A 15468-nucleotide genomic window follows, 5' to 3' on the forward strand; every position below is an offset into this window, starting at 1 on the left:
CGAGGGGGCGTGGGAAACTACGCCCCCTTCTTTTTTGTCGTTTGAGTAGAGCTAATGAACAACATCCTCGCCATTCAATCTCACGTCGTTTTCGGGCATGCGGGCAATAGCGCCGCGGAGTTTCCTATGCGCCGCCTTGGTGCAAACGTCTGGCCGCTGAATACGGTACAGTTCTCCAACCATACTCAGTATGGTCAGTGGACGGGCTGTGTGATGCCGCCAGCGCACCTGACGGAGATTGTGCAGGGCATTGCGGCTATCGACCAGCTGAAGCGCTGTGACGCGGTGCTGAGCGGTTATCTGGGCTCTGCAGAGCAGGGTGAACATATTCTTGGCATTGTGCGCCAGGTGAAAGCCGCGAATCCACAGGCGAAGTTTTTCTGCGACCCGGTGATGGGACACCCGGAAAAGGGCTGTATCGTGGCACCGGGCGTGGCGGAATTCCATAAGCGCTATGCCATGCCAGCCAGCGATATAATTGCGCCAAACCTGATTGAGCTGGAAATTCTCGCCGGTCGCGACGTGAAGGATGTCGATGATGCAGTGCTGGCCGCGCGTGAGCTAATTGCTCAGGGGCCGGAAATCGTGCTGGTGAAGCATCTGGCGCGTGCGGGCTACAGTCAGGATCGCTTTGAGATGCTGCTGGTGACGGCGGATGAAGCCTGGCATATTAGCCGTCCACTGATCGACTTTGGCGCGCGTCACCCGGTGGGCGTGGGCGATGTGACCAGCGGTCTGCTGCTGGTTAAGCTGTTGCAGGGGGCGACGCTTCGCGAAGCGCTGGAGCATGTGACTGCGGCGGTGTACGAGATTATGGTGACGACGAAAGAGATGGGTGAGTATGAGTTGCAGGTCGTGGCGGCGCAGGATCGTATTGCGAAACCTGTGCATTGTTTTAGCGCGACTCAGCTTTAGTCGTTAGCTAAGCGACGCTCCCGGCGTCGCTTAGCTCGTCCGGGCTACAAGGTTTGTGGTAGCCCGGACGAGGTGCGAAGCGTCGACTCCGGGGAGTCAGCGCACCGATATTATTTCAGACCTTCAGCCGCCATGGCTGCCGCTACCGCAGGACGCGCCGCAACGCGTTCCATGTAGGCCGCAATGTTTTTGTATCCCGCCATTTCCAGCTTCACGGCAAACGCCCAGCGCAGCACGGTAAACAGATAGGCATCGGCAATAGTAAAGCGTGAGCCGCTGATCCACTGTGCGTTTGCCAGTGATTCATCAATGTAGGCCAGCTTTTTATCCAGCAGCGCGCGCGCCGTTGGTTTGTAATCTTCCGGAGTGTCAGGGCGGAACAGCGGCGTAAAGCCTTTGTGCAGCTCTGTCGCGATGTAATTCAGCCATTCCAGCGTTCTGTAACGATTGATAGTGCCAACCGGTGCCAGCAGCTGGCGGTCAGCAACGCTATCGGCGATGTACTGCATGATAGCCACGCCTTCGGTCAGCAGGGTGTTGTCGTCCAGCAGCAGAGTAGGAACCTGGCCTTTTGGGTTGACCTTCAGGAAATCGTCACCGTTTTCCGTGCGTTTGTGCATCAGGTCGACGCCGATAAGCGTGAAGTCCTTTCCGCTCTCCCGCAGTGTGATGTGCGATGCCAGGGAACAGGCGCCGGGTTTGTAGAACAATTTCATGGGTAACTCCTTCAGACTTGGTTATTTTTGTTTTCCCGTGGCCGAAGGGCAGCCGAGGGATATGGAGGTATGTTAGTGCCTGACGCGATAAAAAAAAAGCCGCTAACAGAAGTTAGCGGCCTAAATATTTATTCGTTTCCCGATGACGTTATACGGAAGCGACTTTACCGTCAGCAGCAGGTTTTGCGTCGTCCTGAGTCATACGGTTCAGTTTCGGTGCGGTCAGCAGCATCAGCAAGGCGATAACGGCCGTTGCCAGACCAATCTGCAGGAATACGTGGCCATAAATGTCCAGGGACATCAGCGGGTCGGTCACGTTTTCCGGAACCGCCATACGGCCAGCAACGTAACCACCGATGATGTTCGCACCGGCAGTCGTCAGGAACCAGCTACCCATGATGAAGCCCATCAGACGCTGTGGAACCAGCTGTGCCACCATCGCCAGACCCAGACCAGAGATCATCAGTTCACCGATGCTCTGCAGACCGTAGCTGATGATCAGCCAGTTCACGGAGACGATACCCGCGTCGGAAGCGAATTTCGCGCCCAGCGGCAGCACCAGGAAGGCACCAGAGCACAGCACCATACCAATCGCGAACTTGGTCGGCATTGGCAAGTTGTCGCCCATCTTGTTATAGATAGCGGCCAGAATTGGGCTACCGATGATGATCCAGAACGGGTTGAGCGCCTGATACTGTTCCGGTTCGAACGCGATACCCAGAATGGAGTGCTCAACGTTACGAATCGCGAAGAAGTTCAGAGAGGTTGGCATCTGGCTGTACAGCACGAAGAAGATAATCGCTTCCAGCATCAGAATGAAAGCCACGATCATCTTACGACGCGGCGCACCGGTCATAGAGAAGGTTTCTTTACCAAAGATGATAACGATACCCAGTGCAATCACGCCCAGAACCATACGTGCGATGCCCTGGTTGTGCAGCAGCCAGGTCGCTACAGCCACCAGAATCACCACGCCGACAATGGTCAGCAGCAGGTTACGATAGTTAACCGGCTCGAAGTCTGGCTTGGAACCGTACTGTTTAACCCAACGCTGACAGAATGCGAAGTTCACAACGGTAATCAGCATACCGACAACGCTCAGCGCGAACGCGGTGCTCCAGCCGTATTTAGCGGCCAGCCACGGGGTTGCCAGCATAGAGAAGAATGAACCGATGTTTACGGACATGTAGTACATGGTGAATGCACCGTCCAGACGCGGATCATCTTTTGCATAGCAGGTAGAGAGCAGGGAAGACGGGTTGGCTTTAAACAGGCCATTACCCACGGCGATTGCCGCCATACCCATATAAACGATACCGGCATCGTGACCAGACCACGCGACCAGCGCATAGCCGATGGCCAGTACCACGGCACCCAGCATAATCACGCGTTTCGTACCCAGTACTTTGTCGCCCAGCCAGCCGCCGATAGCAACCAGACCGTACACTAAGGCACTAAAGGAAGAGAACAGAGTGATGGAGTCAGCTTCTGACATACCCAGTTGTTTAACCAGGTAAACGGCCATAATGCCTTGCAGGCCGTAGAAACCAAAACGCTCCCATAACTCGATAGAGAAGATGAGATAGAACGCTTTAGGTTGTTTGAAAGCGTTCAAACTCACGCTTTCAGTTGGTTTATTGTTTGCAGTAGACACATATACCTCTTATTTACATCCCATTCTAATGGGGGGTGTACTGGGCGGAGTGCTCATGGGCATCCACCTTATAGTTATTCTGGAGGGAAACGGGAAGTAATGTTCACTATCCTGCGCTTTCAGACAAGACCTTTGTAATACTCCGTTACAAATAAAAAGAGTGGAATAATTAACCAGACACATAAATGTTATTTAGCGTTAAATTTCACGCTTTAAATTTAAGCGGTTTTTTATTCTGAAAAGGAGGCGCAAAAACGGCAATTCAACGATATCTTCTACTGGTGGCGCTTTTATATAGTGATATAGGCTGGATTCCGAAAAATAACTGGATGATCATATTGTGCGTTACGGAGGATTCATCCTAATGATGTAAGGAAAATGCCCGTAAAGAAACATAAATGCAACATCATGTTGTGGTGATGATCTGGTCAGTTTTTGTATAGAAAAATTTGGTAGTGATGGCGTGTTTAATCTGTAAAAGCGTTATATAGGCGTGAGAAATGCCAAATAATGAATAAATAGATGGGATTAAACGCGGTTTAGTCACTCAAGAGGACGCGGCAGGCGGACTTGCCAAACCGCGATATAGGGTCTACAGCTCGACTTTCTCTTTAAATTCACAGAGATCTTCAATAATACAAGAACCACAACGAGGCTTGCGGGCGATGCAGGTGTAGCGTCCATGTAAGATGAGCCAGTGGTGACAGTCGACCTTAAATTCAGCGGGCACCACTTTCAGCAGCTTCTCTTCTACCTGTTCGACGTTCTTTCCCGGGGCAAACTGCGTACGGTTGCAGACGCGGAAGATGTGGGTATCGACGGCAATGGTCGGCCAGCCAAATGCGGTGTTCAGCACTACGTTAGCGGTTTTGCGCCCGACCCCAGGCAGAGCTTCCAGCGCCGCCCGGTCTTCAGGAACTTCACCGCCGTGTAGTTCCAGCAGCATGCGGCAGGTCTTGATGACGTTTTCCGCTTTGCTGTTGAACAGGCCAATCGTCTTGATGTACTCCTTCACGCCATCGACGCCCAAATCGAGCATCGCCTGCGGCGTGTTTGCCACCGGGTAGAGTTTGGCGGTCGCTTTGTTGACGCTAACGTCCGTCGCCTGTGCGGAGAGCAAAACCGCAATCAGCAGCTCGAACGGCGAAGTAAAGTCAAGTTCAGTGGTCGGGTGCGGGTTGTTGTCCCGCAGCCGAGTCAATATTTCCAGACGCTTGGTTTTGTTCATCAGGCCTTCTCTGCCCCATCCACATTCACGCTTTCCGCAGCAATAACCTGCTGAGCATGACGTTTCTTAGTCCGTTCATCGATAAGATATTTAATAGCCAACAGCATTCCAAGACCGATAAAAGCTCCCGGTGGCAGCATTGCCAGCAGGAAAGGAGTATCGGTATGGAAGACTTCGATTCGTAGCGCTTTCGCCCAACTGCCGAGCAGCCCGTCAGCGCCGTCGAACAGCGTTCCGTTGCCGAGTAGCTCACGAATGGAGCCCAGCACGAACATCGTACAGGTTGCGCCCATCCCGATAGCAAAGCCATCCAGCGCGGAGAGCGCCGGGCCTTTCTTCGCGGCGAAGGCTTCCGCACGTCCCACCACGATACAGTTGGTGACGATAAGCGGAATAAAGATCCCGAGCGACTGGTACAGACCAAATGCATAGGCGTTAATCAGCATCTGAACGGCGCTGACCACCGAGGCAATGATCATGACGTAAATAGGGATACGGATTTCCGCTGGCGTCCAGCGGCGTAGGCTGGAGATAGCCAGGTTTGTGAGCGTCAATACCAACGTAGTAGCAAGACCCAAACCCAGGGCGTTGGTTGCGGTCGAGGTAACCGCCAACAGCGGGCACATCCCCAAAAGCTGAACCAGTGCGGAGTTATTTTTCCAGAGCCCCTGGACAATAACCTCTTTAACCTCGCTCATTGTTTATTCTCCACAGGCTTGCAGTTGTGAGAGTTGCGCGGGCAGCGTTTGTGCATACAGTCCCGCGCGTTTTACCGCGTTTACCACCGCACGAGGGGTGATGGTTGCCCCGGTGAACTGGTCGAACTGGCCGCCGTCTTTCTTCACTGCCCACTGGCTATCGTTCGCGCCGTCGATTTTTTTACCGGCGAAGAAGGTTATCCAGTCAGACAGTCGAAGCTCAATTTTATCGCCTAACCCCGGCGTTTCATGGTGCTCGGTCACGCGGGTACCGAGCACGGTACCGTTAAAATCGGCACCGACCAACAGCTGAATGGCGCCAGAATAGCCGTCTGGTGCGGTGGCTTCGAGTATGGCGGCGACCGGTTTATCGTCCTGACGGGCGATATAAACCTTATGTGTACCTTTGCCAAGCTCTGGAGCTTCGGCCACAAAGCAGCTCTTCAGCAGGTCATTATTATAGCTGCCTGCCGGTATAACCTGTTGGAACAGGGCGTTCTGCTGCTTTTCGGCCTGTTCATCGATGGTGTGCTTGGTTAACTGGTTGATCGCCGCCGTCAGCCCGGTAGAACCGGCTGCGAACAGCGCCAGCGTGACACCGTGTTTACGCATGGTCTTTAACATGTGATTCCTCAGCGGTGTCCGTAAACGCGCGGGCGCGTGTAGTAATCAATCAGCGGTACGGTGATGTTGGCTAACAGCACGGCAAATGCCACGCCGTCCGGGTACCCGCCAAAGCTGCGGATTAACCACACCAGAAGACCTGCCAGCGCCCCAAAGATCAGACGGCCACGGTTGGTGGTTGATGCGGTGACCGGGTCGGTGAGGATAAAGAACGCGCCCAGCATGGTGGCGCCGGAGAGCAGATGCATCTGCGGCGAGGCAACGCTTTCCGGGTGGAACAGCCAGCCAAGCGTTGAGCAGACGGCAAGACTCACCAGGAAACTCACGGGGATATGCCAGCGAATCGCTTTTTGCCACAGCAGGAACAGGCCGCCGACCAGGTAGGCGACGTTGACCCATTGCCATCCGGCACCGGCAAGCGCACCGTGATAAATCGACGATTTCAGGATCTCATCTACCGGATGTCCGGCATGAAGCGACGTTTTGAAGGTATCGAGCGGCGTGGCCTGGCTGATGCCATCAACGCCCATCTTCAAGGCATTCATATCCTGACCGGCCGCTGTATGGCCGCTGAAAATAACGTGGATAGCATCCATAAAGCCAGGCGCTGCGGCGGCGATATCGTGCGGTGGTAACCACGAAGTCATCTGCACAGGGAAGGAGATCAGCAGAACAACATAGCCAATCATGGCTGGGTTGAACGGGTTTTGCCCCAGTCCCCCATAAAGTTGTTTGGCGATAATAACGGCAAAAACGGTACCCAATACCACCATCCACCATGGCGCCAGCGGCGGAATACTGATAGCCAGTAGCAGGCCGGTCAACAGCGCTGAGTTATCGGCAAGCGTCTGGCCGATATTTTGTTTGCGAAGACGGAGCACCAGGGACTCCGCAAGCCAGGCGGCCAGTATAGCCACCACCAGTTGAATAACGGTTCCCCAGCCAAAAAACCAGCTCTGGACCACAATGCCTGGCAGGGTGGCGATAACCACCAGCAGCATAATCCGCGATGTCTGGCGGTGATTGTGGGTATAAGGGGAACTTGCGATTTTGAAAACCATTTAATCCTCGTTAACGGCCTGAGCGGCTTTCCTGGCTTGAACACGAGCAATAGCAGCGGCAACGGCAGCTTTGCGTGGGTCGTCGTTGGCAGCAGGTTCGCTGATATCCTGCTGGGCTACCTTGCGCGCTTTAGCACGCGCAATCGCCGCTTCGACGGCCGCTTTACGCGGGTCGAGGGCTTCTTCATCGGCAGTGGGCTCAACGGTTGCTTGCTCTGCTGCCTTGCGTGCTTTGGCGCGCGCAATCGCCGCCTCGACAGCGGCTTTACGCGGGTCGATGGTTTCTTCGGAGGCAGCGGGCTCAACGGTTGCTTGCTCTGCCGCCTTGCGCGCTTTGGCACGGGCAATAGCCGCTTCGACGGCCGCTTTACGCGGGTCAACAGTGGTATCTACAGCCGCTACTGCTACTTCCACGGGTTGTTCTGCTTTGCGCGCTTTAGCACGTGCAATAGCGGCTTCTACCGCGGCTTTGCGTGGGTCAACGGTTTCTGTCGTTGCCTGCTGTTTTTCGGCCTGTGCTGCGCGTGCCTGCGCTTTACGTGCTTCTCGCGCGGCGGCAACTGCACTATTGTCTGGCTGCGCTCCGGCCTGAATAACAATCGGCTGAGTAGCCTGCTGCTGTTTTTCGCGAACGCGAGCAAGCGCGGCGTGGATGGCATCCTGATCTTTTGCCGCAGGCTGTACGGCAGCCTTTTTATGCCGTGCTTCGCGGGCGATTTTCTCGCGTTCCAGGCGCTGCTGGCGTGCTTCAAAGCGCGCTTTAGCTTCTGCCGCACGCTGCTCTTCCTGACGGATGGCGCTGATTTCGGCCTTCTCCTGGCGGAAATACTGTACCAGCGGAATGCTGCTTGGGCAGACCCACGCACAGGCACCGCATTCGATGCAGTCGGAAAGGTTGTGCGCCGTGGCTTTATCGTGCTGCTGGCCTTTGCTGAACCAGTAAAGCTGCTGTGGCAGCAAATCTGCCGGGCAAGCATCGGCACAGGCGCTGCAGCGAATGCAGCCTTTCTCTTCTTCAGGTTCACCCATTTCAGCGGCAGAAGGCGCCAGCAGACAGTTGGTGATTTTCACTACCGGCACATCAAGCCAGGGCAGAGTAAAGCCCATCAGCGGGCCGCCCATAATCACCATTTGATCGCTGGTTGGGCAAAAATCGGCGTGTTTGAGCAGATGCTGAACCGGTGTCCCCAGACGCGCCCAAACGTTCCCCGGCTTACCGACGGATTCACCGGTTAGTGTCACCACGCGTTCGGTCAGCGGTTCACCATCAATAACCGCACGTTTTACGGCGTAAGCGGTACCGACGTTTTGCATCAGTACGCCGATGTCCGATGAACGCCCGCCGTGTGGAACCTGTTTACCGGTCAGAATTTGTGTTAGCTGTTTTGCGCCGCCGGAAGGATATTTCGTCGGGATAACACGCAGACTAATACCGTGGCAGTCAGCCAGTACAGCCCGCATCATTGAGATGGCCTGCGGTTTATTGTCTTCAATCCCGATTAGCACCTGCTGCGGCTGAAGAATGTGCGCGAGGATCTGAATACCTTCGACAATTTGCGCGGCGCAATCCTGCATCAGGCGGTCATCTGCGGTGATATATGGTTCGCACTCGGCAGCGTTGATAATCAGCGTCGTGATTTTGTCACCACCGCCGCGCAGTTTGTTACCCGTCGGGAAACCCGCGCCGCCTAAACCGGCCACGCCAGACTGGTGAATACGTTCGATGAGGGCTTCGCGACTGTGATTTCTGTAGTCGGCCCAGCCGTCACGGGTAATCCAGCGGTCTTCGCCGTCAGCGTCAATAATGACGCTCATCTCCGGCAGTGCAGAAGGATGGGCTGTGGCATGAGGTTCAATGGCAACAACCGTTCCGGAGGTCGGCGCATGAACAGGCAGCATACGTCCCCAGCCGCGGGTTAATGGCTGGCCGCGGAGAACGTGGTCGCCAGGCTGAACGGCGAGTTCACCTTCGGCACCAATATGTTGTTTCAGCGGAATGACAAAACGCTGTGCGAGGGGAACCTGGCGCAGCGGGGTGCCGTTCGACTGGGTTTTCATTTCTGGCGGGTGAATACCCCCGTTGAAATCCCAGATTTTGTCTTTTCTGAAGGCGGAGAATAGCTTAAGCATGGTGTTCCACAGGAATATTTCGTACCGGGATAGTTTGCAAATCCCATTTCCAGCTGTCGGTCGTCGTCTCAACGGGACGTAACTCAATACACTGCGTCGGGCACGGCGCCACGCACAGATTACAGCCGGTGCACAGGTCGCTTACGACGGTGTGCATGGCTCGCGTCGCGCCAACAATGGCGTCTACCGGGCAAGCCTGAATACATTTGGTACAACCGATACAGTTATTTTCATCAATAATGGCAAGCATACGCGCGGGCTCAGCCGCATTTTCATCGCCACCAATCGGCTGCGGATCAACGTTGAGCAGCGTGGCGATTTTCAGCATCACGGCTTCGCCGCCGGGCGCGCAGCAGTTAATTTTTTCACCGTTGCTGACCGCTTCCGCATACGGACGGCAGCCAGGATAGCCGCACTGGCCGCACTGGCTCTGGGGCAGCAACTCATCAATTTTTTCAACAACCGGGTCATCCTCAACGGCAAAACGTCGTGAGGCGTAACCCAGAATGACGCCAAAAATCAGCCCCAACAGGCTGATTGCAGCGACAGCAATCCAGAAGGTCATCATTACAACTTCACCAGCCCGCTAAAGCCCATAAAGGCTAATGACATTAAACCTGCGGTGATCAACGCAATAGCGTTACCCTTGAAGGGCGCGGGAACGTCGGATACCACCAGACGTTCGCGAATAGAGGCGAACAGCACCATGACCAGTGAAAACCCGACGGCAGCAGAGAAACCATACAGCGCGGATTGCAGGAAGTTGTGGCCAAGGTTGATGTTCAGCAGCGCCACGCCGAGTACGGCGCAGTTGGTGGTGATGAGCGGCAGGAAGATACCCAGCAGACGATAGAGCGCCGGGCTGGTTTTCCGCACCACCATTTCGGTGAACTGGACCACCACGGCAATCACCAGAATAAACGCCAGCGTGCGCAGGTAAACCAAATCCAGCGGGATCAGTATCCAGGTGTCAATCAGCCAGGCACAGATAGAGGCCAGCGTCATCACGAAGGTGGTCGCCAGGCCCATCCCCATCGCGGTTTCCAGTTTTTTAGAAACCCCCATGAACGGACATAGCCCCAGGAATTTCACCAGGACGAAGTTATTTACCAGAACGGTACCGATAAAGAGCAATAAATAGTCAGTCATCATTCGACCTGTTACAAAAAAAGCTTCCTATTATCTGACAAAGTGACTTTGGCGACAACAGGCTAAGTGTGGGGGTATTACGCCTGAGTAAAGGTGCGTTTTACCCGCTGCGAGCGCTTGAAATAAGGAACAATCAGCGCAGCCGCCAGCAGCGGAAGCAGCAGTTGACGTACCGCAAGGTCGTCAGAAATCGGGGAAAAGGCGAAGGCTTTAACCGCCAGCAGGACGCCAATCATCAGCCAGATAATGTAGTGTTTCGGTACGTTATGGCGACGCTTGAAGAAGGCGATGGTCAGCCATAGCGTGTAATAACACATGGCAATAAACGACAAGAAGGACAGGGCGAGCAGTGTGATATTTGCCGCCCCCATCTCTTTAACCAGCCCAAGCGTTTGTGGTGTCAGCAGCACATAGCCAAATTTGATAAGCGTCAGGCAGATGCTTATTAACTGAACGATAAGCCAGGCCAGCGGGCCAAGCAGCCATCCGCCAATACGTTCTGCAGAATTATCTGACATTGTGTCTCCTGAAAATCAGCGCCAGTGAAGAGGAAAAAAATACAGGCCGAGGAGTATAAGCAACTGGCGCTCTGGAAAAAACTACTATTGCACAAATCGCCAAACGGATTTTGGCACCTGGCCAACATCATACAGTCGACCGCCGGATACCAGCTCTGCGCGACGATGGTCGGCGGCACGGTACATATTGATAAGTTCTTCAGTGTTGGTCAGCGAATAGTTAAGATGATCGTAGAGTTTTTCAAGATTATCCAATGAACTGACTTTGCGGAATTTTAATAAATAATCCAAAACGGTCATTTGTGGGTATCCATTTATAATGTTAATGCTCACCGTACAATGTGTTTAAAGCAGCCTGGAGGGCTGAAACACGAAGCGGTTAATAGAGTTTGTACTGCTAATAGGTGGTTCGACATCCGTTTTTATCGAGCGTTCAGCGCAGATGACTAAACCTCAGCAGGATAGCCTGGATTATTTGGGTTATAGGCGGGAATTACAATAACAGAAAATGTGCTTATTGATTTTGACCCAGAAAAAGCGACTTTTTATGCAATCAGGGCGCGTTGCCGCACCCTGATTTCGTGGAAAATTAACGATTTTCGCCGCGGCTGGCAATCACATCTTTATACCAGAAGAAGCTTTTCTTACGTTTGCGCGCCAGATTTTGCTTATGGTCGACGTAGACAAAGCCATACTGTTTTTTGTAACCGTTCAGCCAGCTCAGCAGATCGATAAACGACCACGGATAATAGCCACGGACATCGGCTCCCAGCGCAATGGCTTTTTCCAGCGCCTCTATGTGCACGCGTAAGAAATCGATACGTGGTGTGTCAACCACTTCACCATCGACGATAGGATCTACGGCACCCAGACCGTTCTCGGTAATATAAATAGGAATATCACCGTAACGCTCTTTGATCATCATAATGCCGTCGGTTAACCCTTGCGGCCAGATTTCCCAGCCCCATTCCGTGTAAACACTCTGCGGATTGCGCACGAAATAGAACAGCCCTTCAACACCTTGCTCGCCGCTGACTTTCTCAGCAGGCGGCGTGGCAGAAACGGTTTCACGCCGATAGTAGTTCAGGCCGATAAAATCACAGCGGTTTTTGCGCAGCAATTCGTCATCGCCCGGCGCAAAGCGGGGCACGCCCCACAGCGCCTGAGATTGCGCCAGCAGTTCGTCAGGGTAGCGGCCTTTCAGCACAGGATCGTAGAGCCAATGAGTATGGATGGCGTCGGCCAGCGCCGTCGCCGCTTTGTCTTCTGGGCTATCGGTCAGCGGTGAATGCGGTTGCAGCACGTTAACAAAGCCAATTTCACCTTTGATTTGCATCCCTCGGAAGGCTTTAACCGCCAGCGCATGGGCAATAAAAACGTGGTGGCAAGCCTGAATAGCGCGAGCCGGATTACGTACTGAAGGCGGGTGGCTTCCGGTAATGTAACCGTGCCCAATAAAGACGATGGTTTCATTAAACGTTGCCCATTTTTGGACGCGTGACCCGAAGCGGGCATAGCACAGTCGTGCATATTCTTCGAAGGCTTCCGCCGTTGAACGAGCTTCCCAGCCGCCTTCATCCTGCAACGCCTGCGGGAGATCCCAATGATAGAGGGTAATCATTGGCTCAATATTGTGTGCTAACAGGTCATCAATCAGATCGCTGTAAAATTTCACGCCCACTTCGTTTATCTCGCCGCGCCCGTTTGGCAGCAGGCGAGGCCACGAGATAGAGAAACGGTAGCTTTGCAGCCCCATTTCAGCCATTAGCTCGACGTCTTCTTTTACGCGATGGTAGTGATCGACGGCAATGTCGCCGTTTGTACCCTGATAGGTTGTCCCTGGCTGGTGGGAGAATATATCCCAAATAGACGGGCCTTTACCGTCTTCATCGTGTGCACCTTCAACCTGGTACGCTGCGGTAGCAGCACCCCAGAGGAAATTTGGGGGAAAAGCGGACATAAAACACTCCTTACCTGTGTGATATCACGAGTGTAAAGAGTGAGGTTAATGCGTGCAACCGGTTTCAGAAACCGGTTCCATAGATGAGATCCGAATCACTTTTTCAAGTAGAAGGGGTGATGGTTTTTTGTAGCGTCGCGGTAGCCGGCTCAGGCGGCTGATAATTATCAATGTGGTGGGCCACAATTAACAGCAGAACGGAGAAGCCCAGAATAATCCAACCAATTAATTCAACAATACGAGTCAATACGGAATTCATGAAATTTAGCTAACAGTCCATTGAGAAAATAATGCCAGAGCAAGATCTTAGCGTGCTGGCGTCACAACGCAAGTTTTCAGCCGAATCGTTTCGTCAGGTGGTGTTTATTTCATCAGTTGGCGGGTTGCTACGCCATAATGTTATTAAACTGTTGTATGAAACTAGCAGATGAGTTCAAATAAAGAAATCGATTACAAAACACAATCAAGCACATTAAATACAGAAGTGAGGCGACACATGAGTGACCAAATCCGTGTTGGACTAGTGGGTTATGGCTATGCCAGTAAGACATTTCACGCGCCGCTTATCAGCGGTACGCCGGGTATGGAGCTGTCTGTTGTCTCCAGCAGCGATGCGAGTAAGGTCCACGCCGATTGGCCAACGGTGCAGGTGGTTTCAGATCCAGCCGCGTTGTTTAGCAACCCTGATATTGATTTGATTGTTATCCCAACGCCGAACGATACCCATTTCCCGCTGGCGAAAGCGGCGCTGGAAGCTGGGAAAAACGTGGTGGTCGATAAGCCCTTTACCGTGACGCTGTCACAAGCTCGCGAATTAGATACTCTTGCCAGACAGCAAGGTAAGCTGCTCTCTGTCTTCCATAACCGCCGTTGGGACAGCGACTTCCTGACGGTGAAAGCGCTGATCAACGACGGCAAGCTGGGCGAGGTGGTCCACTTTGAATCACACTTTGACCGCTATCGTCCGCAGGTGCGCGCACGCTGGCGTGAACAGGCAGGGTTGGGAAGTGGTATCTGGTACGACTTAGGACCGCATCTGCTCGATCAGGCCGTCAGCCTGTTTGGTTTACCGCAAAGTCTGTATGTCGATCTTGGTCAACTGCGACCGGGCGCGCAGTCGACGGATTACTTCCATGCGGTCTTAACGTATCCGCAGCGTCGCGTGGTACTGCATGGCACACTGCTGGCGGCGACGGAAACGGCGCGCTATATCGTGCACGGTACCGAGGCAAGCTATGTCAAATTTGGTCTTGACCCGCAGGAAGACCGCTTGAAAAATGGCGAGCGTTTACCGCAGTCGGACTGGGGTTACGATATGCGCGACGGCATCTTAACCACGGTAGAAGGTGAAACGCGGGTGGAAACCACGTTGTTGACGCAGCCGGGCAACTATCCTGCTTATTATGCGGCGATTCGCGATGCGATGAACGGCATTGGCGAGAATCCGGTTCCGGCAAATCAGGCTATCCAGATTATGGAACTGATTGAACTGGGTATTGAGTCTGCGAAGCACAGAGCAGCACTGACGTTAGTGTAAGTGCCCAGAGATGGAAAAACCGGCAGGTTGGTCCTGCCGGTTTTTTTTATGCCTGTTTAACGCGCGCGATAAGCGCCTGTTTTTCCGCGGCGGTGAGGAATGCCATTTCCAGACCGTTGATTTGTGCCTGGCGAATCTGCGCTTTGCTCAGACCCGCAGCCGGGGCAGCAGTATGGTATTCGTGCTGAATATCAATCCCCTGAACTGCCGGATCGTCGGTGTTAATGCTCGCCAATACGCCGTACTCAAGGAAGGTTTTCAGCGGGTGCTGAGCCAGCGATGGCACGGTGCTGGTCTGAATGTTGGAAGTCAGGCAGGACTCGATGCCGATGCGTTTTTCCGCGAGGAAATCCATCAACGCTGGGTCCTGTACCGCCTTCACGCCGTGGCCAATGCGCTCAGCGCCGAGGTCGCGAATCGCCTGCCAGATGCTTTCCGGGCCTGCGGCTTCGCCAGCGTGTACGGTGATGCGCCATCCCGCATCGCGCGCGCGGCTGAAATGGTTCAGGAACAGATGCCCAGGGAAGCCGAGCTCATCACCCGCCAGATCGAGCGCGGTAATACCGTCACGGTGTGCAAGCAGCGCATTCAACTCTTCTTCACAAGCCGCTTCACCAAAGGTACGGCTCATAATGCCGATAAGGCGCGCGTCGACATTAAACACGCGACAGCCTTCTTTGACCCCAGCGATAACCGCTTCTACCACGCCGTCAACCGGCAGTTGGTGCGTCATCGCCATATAGCGCGGGGAAAACCGCAGCTCAACGTAGTGCAGGCCGTTACGGGCCGCATCTTCAATGTTTTCATAAGCCACGCGGCGTACGGCATCCAGAGAGGCCAGAACCTTTACCCCCCAGTCAAGCTTGCTCAGGAAGCTGACCAGATCGGGTTCATTGCTGGTGACCTGCACGTGTGGTAGCAGGGTTTCAAGCGTAGTAGCGGGGAGCGCGAGATTGTACTGACGGCCAAGATCGAGAATGGTCTGGGCACGAATATTACCGTCAAGATGGCGGTGGACATCGGTTAAAGGCAGGTTGATATCAATCATGGTCGCACTCGTTTTTTTAGTTAAAGTGCAAACCATTATACAACAGGTTAGTAACCAGTTAAAAGTGTGGTTCTGGGACGGCGAGCGATAGTTATTTCTGGTATGAAGACCAGATTTCTCGGCGATTTTAATTATGAGCGGCCGGACATTCGTTGATCCTGATGGTTATCGGGTGGTGTTGCAGAATAAAGCATGGGTTGTTTAGGGTATGGCTTCAAAAGCCATACCCG

General features: G+C 53.7%; 17 protein-coding genes. 3 read left to right on the forward strand and 14 right to left on the reverse strand.

What is annotated here, in order from left to right:
• Positions 1 to 54: 54 nt before the first annotated feature.
• Entirely contained in the window at positions 55 to 915 is an 861-nt protein-coding gene (pdxY, locus tag RDN66_RS00800; protein ID WP_202215784.1) for a pyridoxal kinase PdxY, read from the forward strand.
• Positions 916 to 1025: 110 nt separating this feature from the next.
• On the opposite strand, the gene gstA is transcribed toward pdxY, so the two are convergent.
• From gstA to blr, 13 genes are all read right to left on the reverse strand, one after another.
• A complete protein-coding gene (gene gstA / locus RDN66_RS00805; RefSeq protein WP_202215783.1) occupies positions 1026 to 1631 on the reverse strand; it encodes a glutathione transferase GstA in 606 nt (201 codons plus the stop codon).
• Between the two features lie 148 nt (positions 1632 to 1779).
• Complete coding sequence (dtpA, locus tag RDN66_RS00810) at positions 1780 to 3285, reverse strand: dipeptide/tripeptide permease DtpA (protein ID WP_308537450.1); 1506 nt, start codon at positions 3283 to 3285, stop codon at positions 1780 to 1782.
• A 592-nt stretch (positions 3286 to 3877) separates the two neighbouring features.
• On the reverse strand, positions 3878 to 4513 hold the full coding sequence (gene nth / locus RDN66_RS00815) for an endonuclease III (protein ID WP_308537451.1): 636 nt from the start codon (positions 4511 to 4513) through the stop codon (positions 3878 to 3880).
• Entirely contained in the window at positions 4513 to 5211 is a 699-nt protein-coding gene (locus RDN66_RS00820; RefSeq protein ID WP_035897046.1) for an electron transport complex subunit E, read from the reverse strand. Before RDN66_RS00820 ends, nth begins: the two co-directional genes overlap by 1 nt.
• 3 nt (positions 5212 to 5214) lie before the next feature.
• Positions 5215 to 5835 carry an electron transport complex subunit RsxG gene (gene rsxG / locus RDN66_RS00825; RefSeq protein ID WP_202215781.1) on the reverse strand — a complete coding sequence of 207 codons (621 nt, stop codon included), beginning with the start codon at positions 5833 to 5835 and terminating at the stop codon, positions 5215 to 5217.
• Positions 5836 to 5843: 8 nt separating this feature from the next.
• Positions 5844 to 6896 carry an electron transport complex subunit RsxD gene (gene rsxD, locus RDN66_RS00830; protein WP_202215780.1) on the reverse strand — a complete coding sequence of 351 codons (1053 nt, stop codon included), beginning with the start codon at positions 6894 to 6896 and terminating at the stop codon, positions 5844 to 5846.
• The gene (gene rsxC, locus RDN66_RS00835) at positions 6897 to 9026 is read right to left on the reverse strand and encodes an electron transport complex subunit RsxC (RefSeq protein WP_308537453.1); all 2130 of its coding nucleotides are present in this window, start codon (positions 9024 to 9026) and stop codon (positions 6897 to 6899) included.
• The gene (rsxB, locus tag RDN66_RS00840; protein WP_035896789.1) at positions 9019 to 9594 is read right to left on the reverse strand and encodes an electron transport complex subunit RsxB; all 576 of its coding nucleotides are present in this window, start codon (positions 9592 to 9594) and stop codon (positions 9019 to 9021) included. The genes rsxC and rsxB overlap by 8 nt, the downstream gene beginning before the upstream one ends.
• On the reverse strand, positions 9594 to 10175 hold the full coding sequence (gene rsxA, locus RDN66_RS00845) for an electron transport complex subunit RsxA (protein WP_035896786.1): 582 nt from the start codon (positions 10173 to 10175) through the stop codon (positions 9594 to 9596). The genes rsxB and rsxA overlap by 1 nt, the downstream gene beginning before the upstream one ends.
• Before the next feature lie 77 nt (positions 10176 to 10252).
• On the reverse strand, positions 10253 to 10693 hold the full coding sequence (locus RDN66_RS00850; protein ID WP_035896784.1) for a DUF2569 domain-containing protein: 441 nt from the start codon (positions 10691 to 10693) through the stop codon (positions 10253 to 10255).
• Positions 10694 to 10777: 84 nt separating this feature from the next.
• On the reverse strand, positions 10778 to 10993 hold the full coding sequence (gene ydgT / locus RDN66_RS00855; RefSeq protein ID WP_123650417.1) for a transcription modulator YdgT: 216 nt from the start codon (positions 10991 to 10993) through the stop codon (positions 10778 to 10780).
• Positions 10994 to 11282: 289 nt separating this feature from the next.
• Entirely contained in the window at positions 11283 to 12653 is a 1371-nt protein-coding gene (locus RDN66_RS00860) for a GH1 family beta-glucosidase (RefSeq protein WP_202215778.1), read from the reverse strand.
• A gap of 103 nt (positions 12654 to 12756) precedes the next feature.
• Positions 12757 to 12912, reverse strand: coding sequence for a division septum protein Blr (gene blr / locus RDN66_RS00865; RefSeq protein WP_035896777.1), 156 nt, complete (start codon positions 12910 to 12912; stop codon positions 12757 to 12759).
• 237 nt (positions 12913 to 13149) lie between these two features.
• Between blr and RDN66_RS00870 the strand changes: the two genes are divergently transcribed.
• On the forward strand, positions 13150 to 14190 hold the full coding sequence (locus RDN66_RS00870) for an oxidoreductase (RefSeq protein ID WP_308537454.1): 1041 nt from the start codon (positions 13150 to 13152) through the stop codon (positions 14188 to 14190).
• 46 nt (positions 14191 to 14236) lie between these two features.
• Here RDN66_RS00870 and add read toward each other — a convergent pair whose 3' ends face one another.
• The gene (gene add, locus RDN66_RS00875; RefSeq protein WP_202215776.1) at positions 14237 to 15238 is read right to left on the reverse strand and encodes an adenosine deaminase; all 1002 of its coding nucleotides are present in this window, start codon (positions 15236 to 15238) and stop codon (positions 14237 to 14239) included.
• 133 nt (positions 15239 to 15371) lie between these two features.
• Here add and RDN66_RS24250 point away from each other — a divergent pair, with 133 nt between their 5' ends.
• Positions 15372 to 15443, forward strand: a complete 72-nt coding sequence (locus RDN66_RS24250; RefSeq protein WP_373239673.1) for a hypothetical protein — start codon at positions 15372 to 15374, stop codon at positions 15441 to 15443.
• Positions 15444 to 15468 lie beyond the last annotated feature (25 nt).

Origin of the sequence: uncultured Kluyvera sp. (genome assembly GCF_902485085.1) — a bacterium.
Taxonomy (GTDB): domain Bacteria; phylum Pseudomonadota; class Gammaproteobacteria; order Enterobacterales; family Enterobacteriaceae; genus Kluyvera; species Kluyvera ascorbata.

Excerpts from the sequence above, each read along its gene's own strand:
- ydgT (WP_123650417.1), bottom strand. The coding sequence starts at position 10,993 with ATGACCGTTTTGGATTATTTATTAAAATTCCGCAAAGTCAGTTCATTG.
- rsxA (WP_035896786.1), bottom strand. The coding sequence starts at position 10,175 with ATGACTGACTATTTATTGCTCTTTATCGGTACCGTTCTGGTAAATAAC.
- rsxG (WP_202215781.1), bottom strand. The coding sequence starts at position 5,835 with ATGTTAAAGACCATGCGTAAACACGGTGTCACGCTGGCGCTGTTCGCA.
- RDN66_RS00860 (WP_202215778.1), bottom strand. The coding sequence starts at position 12,653 with ATGTCCGCTTTTCCCCCAAATTTCCTCTGGGGTGCTGCTACCGCAGCG.
- pdxY (WP_202215784.1), top strand. The coding sequence starts at position 55 with ATGAACAACATCCTCGCCATTCAATCTCACGTCGTTTTCGGGCATGCG.
- add (WP_202215776.1), bottom strand. The coding sequence starts at position 15,238 with ATGATTGATATCAACCTGCCTTTAACCGATGTCCACCGCCATCTTGAC.
- rsxC (WP_308537453.1), bottom strand. The coding sequence starts at position 9,026 with ATGCTTAAGCTATTCTCCGCCTTCAGAAAAGACAAAATCTGGGATTTC.
- rsxB (WP_035896789.1), bottom strand. The coding sequence starts at position 9,594 with ATGATGACCTTCTGGATTGCTGTCGCTGCAATCAGCCTGTTGGGGCTG.
- RDN66_RS00820 (WP_035897046.1), bottom strand. The coding sequence starts at position 5,211 with ATGAGCGAGGTTAAAGAGGTTATTGTCCAGGGGCTCTGGAAAAATAAC.
- rsxD (WP_202215780.1), bottom strand. The coding sequence starts at position 6,896 with ATGGTTTTCAAAATCGCAAGTTCCCCTTATACCCACAATCACCGCCAG.
- RDN66_RS00870 (WP_308537454.1), top strand. The coding sequence starts at position 13,150 with ATGAGTGACCAAATCCGTGTTGGACTAGTGGGTTATGGCTATGCCAGT.
- RDN66_RS00850 (WP_035896784.1), bottom strand. The coding sequence starts at position 10,693 with ATGTCAGATAATTCTGCAGAACGTATTGGCGGATGGCTGCTTGGCCCG.
- blr (WP_035896777.1), bottom strand. The coding sequence starts at position 12,912 with ATGAATTCCGTATTGACTCGTATTGTTGAATTAATTGGTTGGATTATT.
- nth (WP_308537451.1), bottom strand. The coding sequence starts at position 4,513 with ATGAACAAAACCAAGCGTCTGGAAATATTGACTCGGCTGCGGGACAAC.
- gstA (WP_202215783.1), bottom strand. The coding sequence starts at position 1,631 with ATGAAATTGTTCTACAAACCCGGCGCCTGTTCCCTGGCATCGCACATC.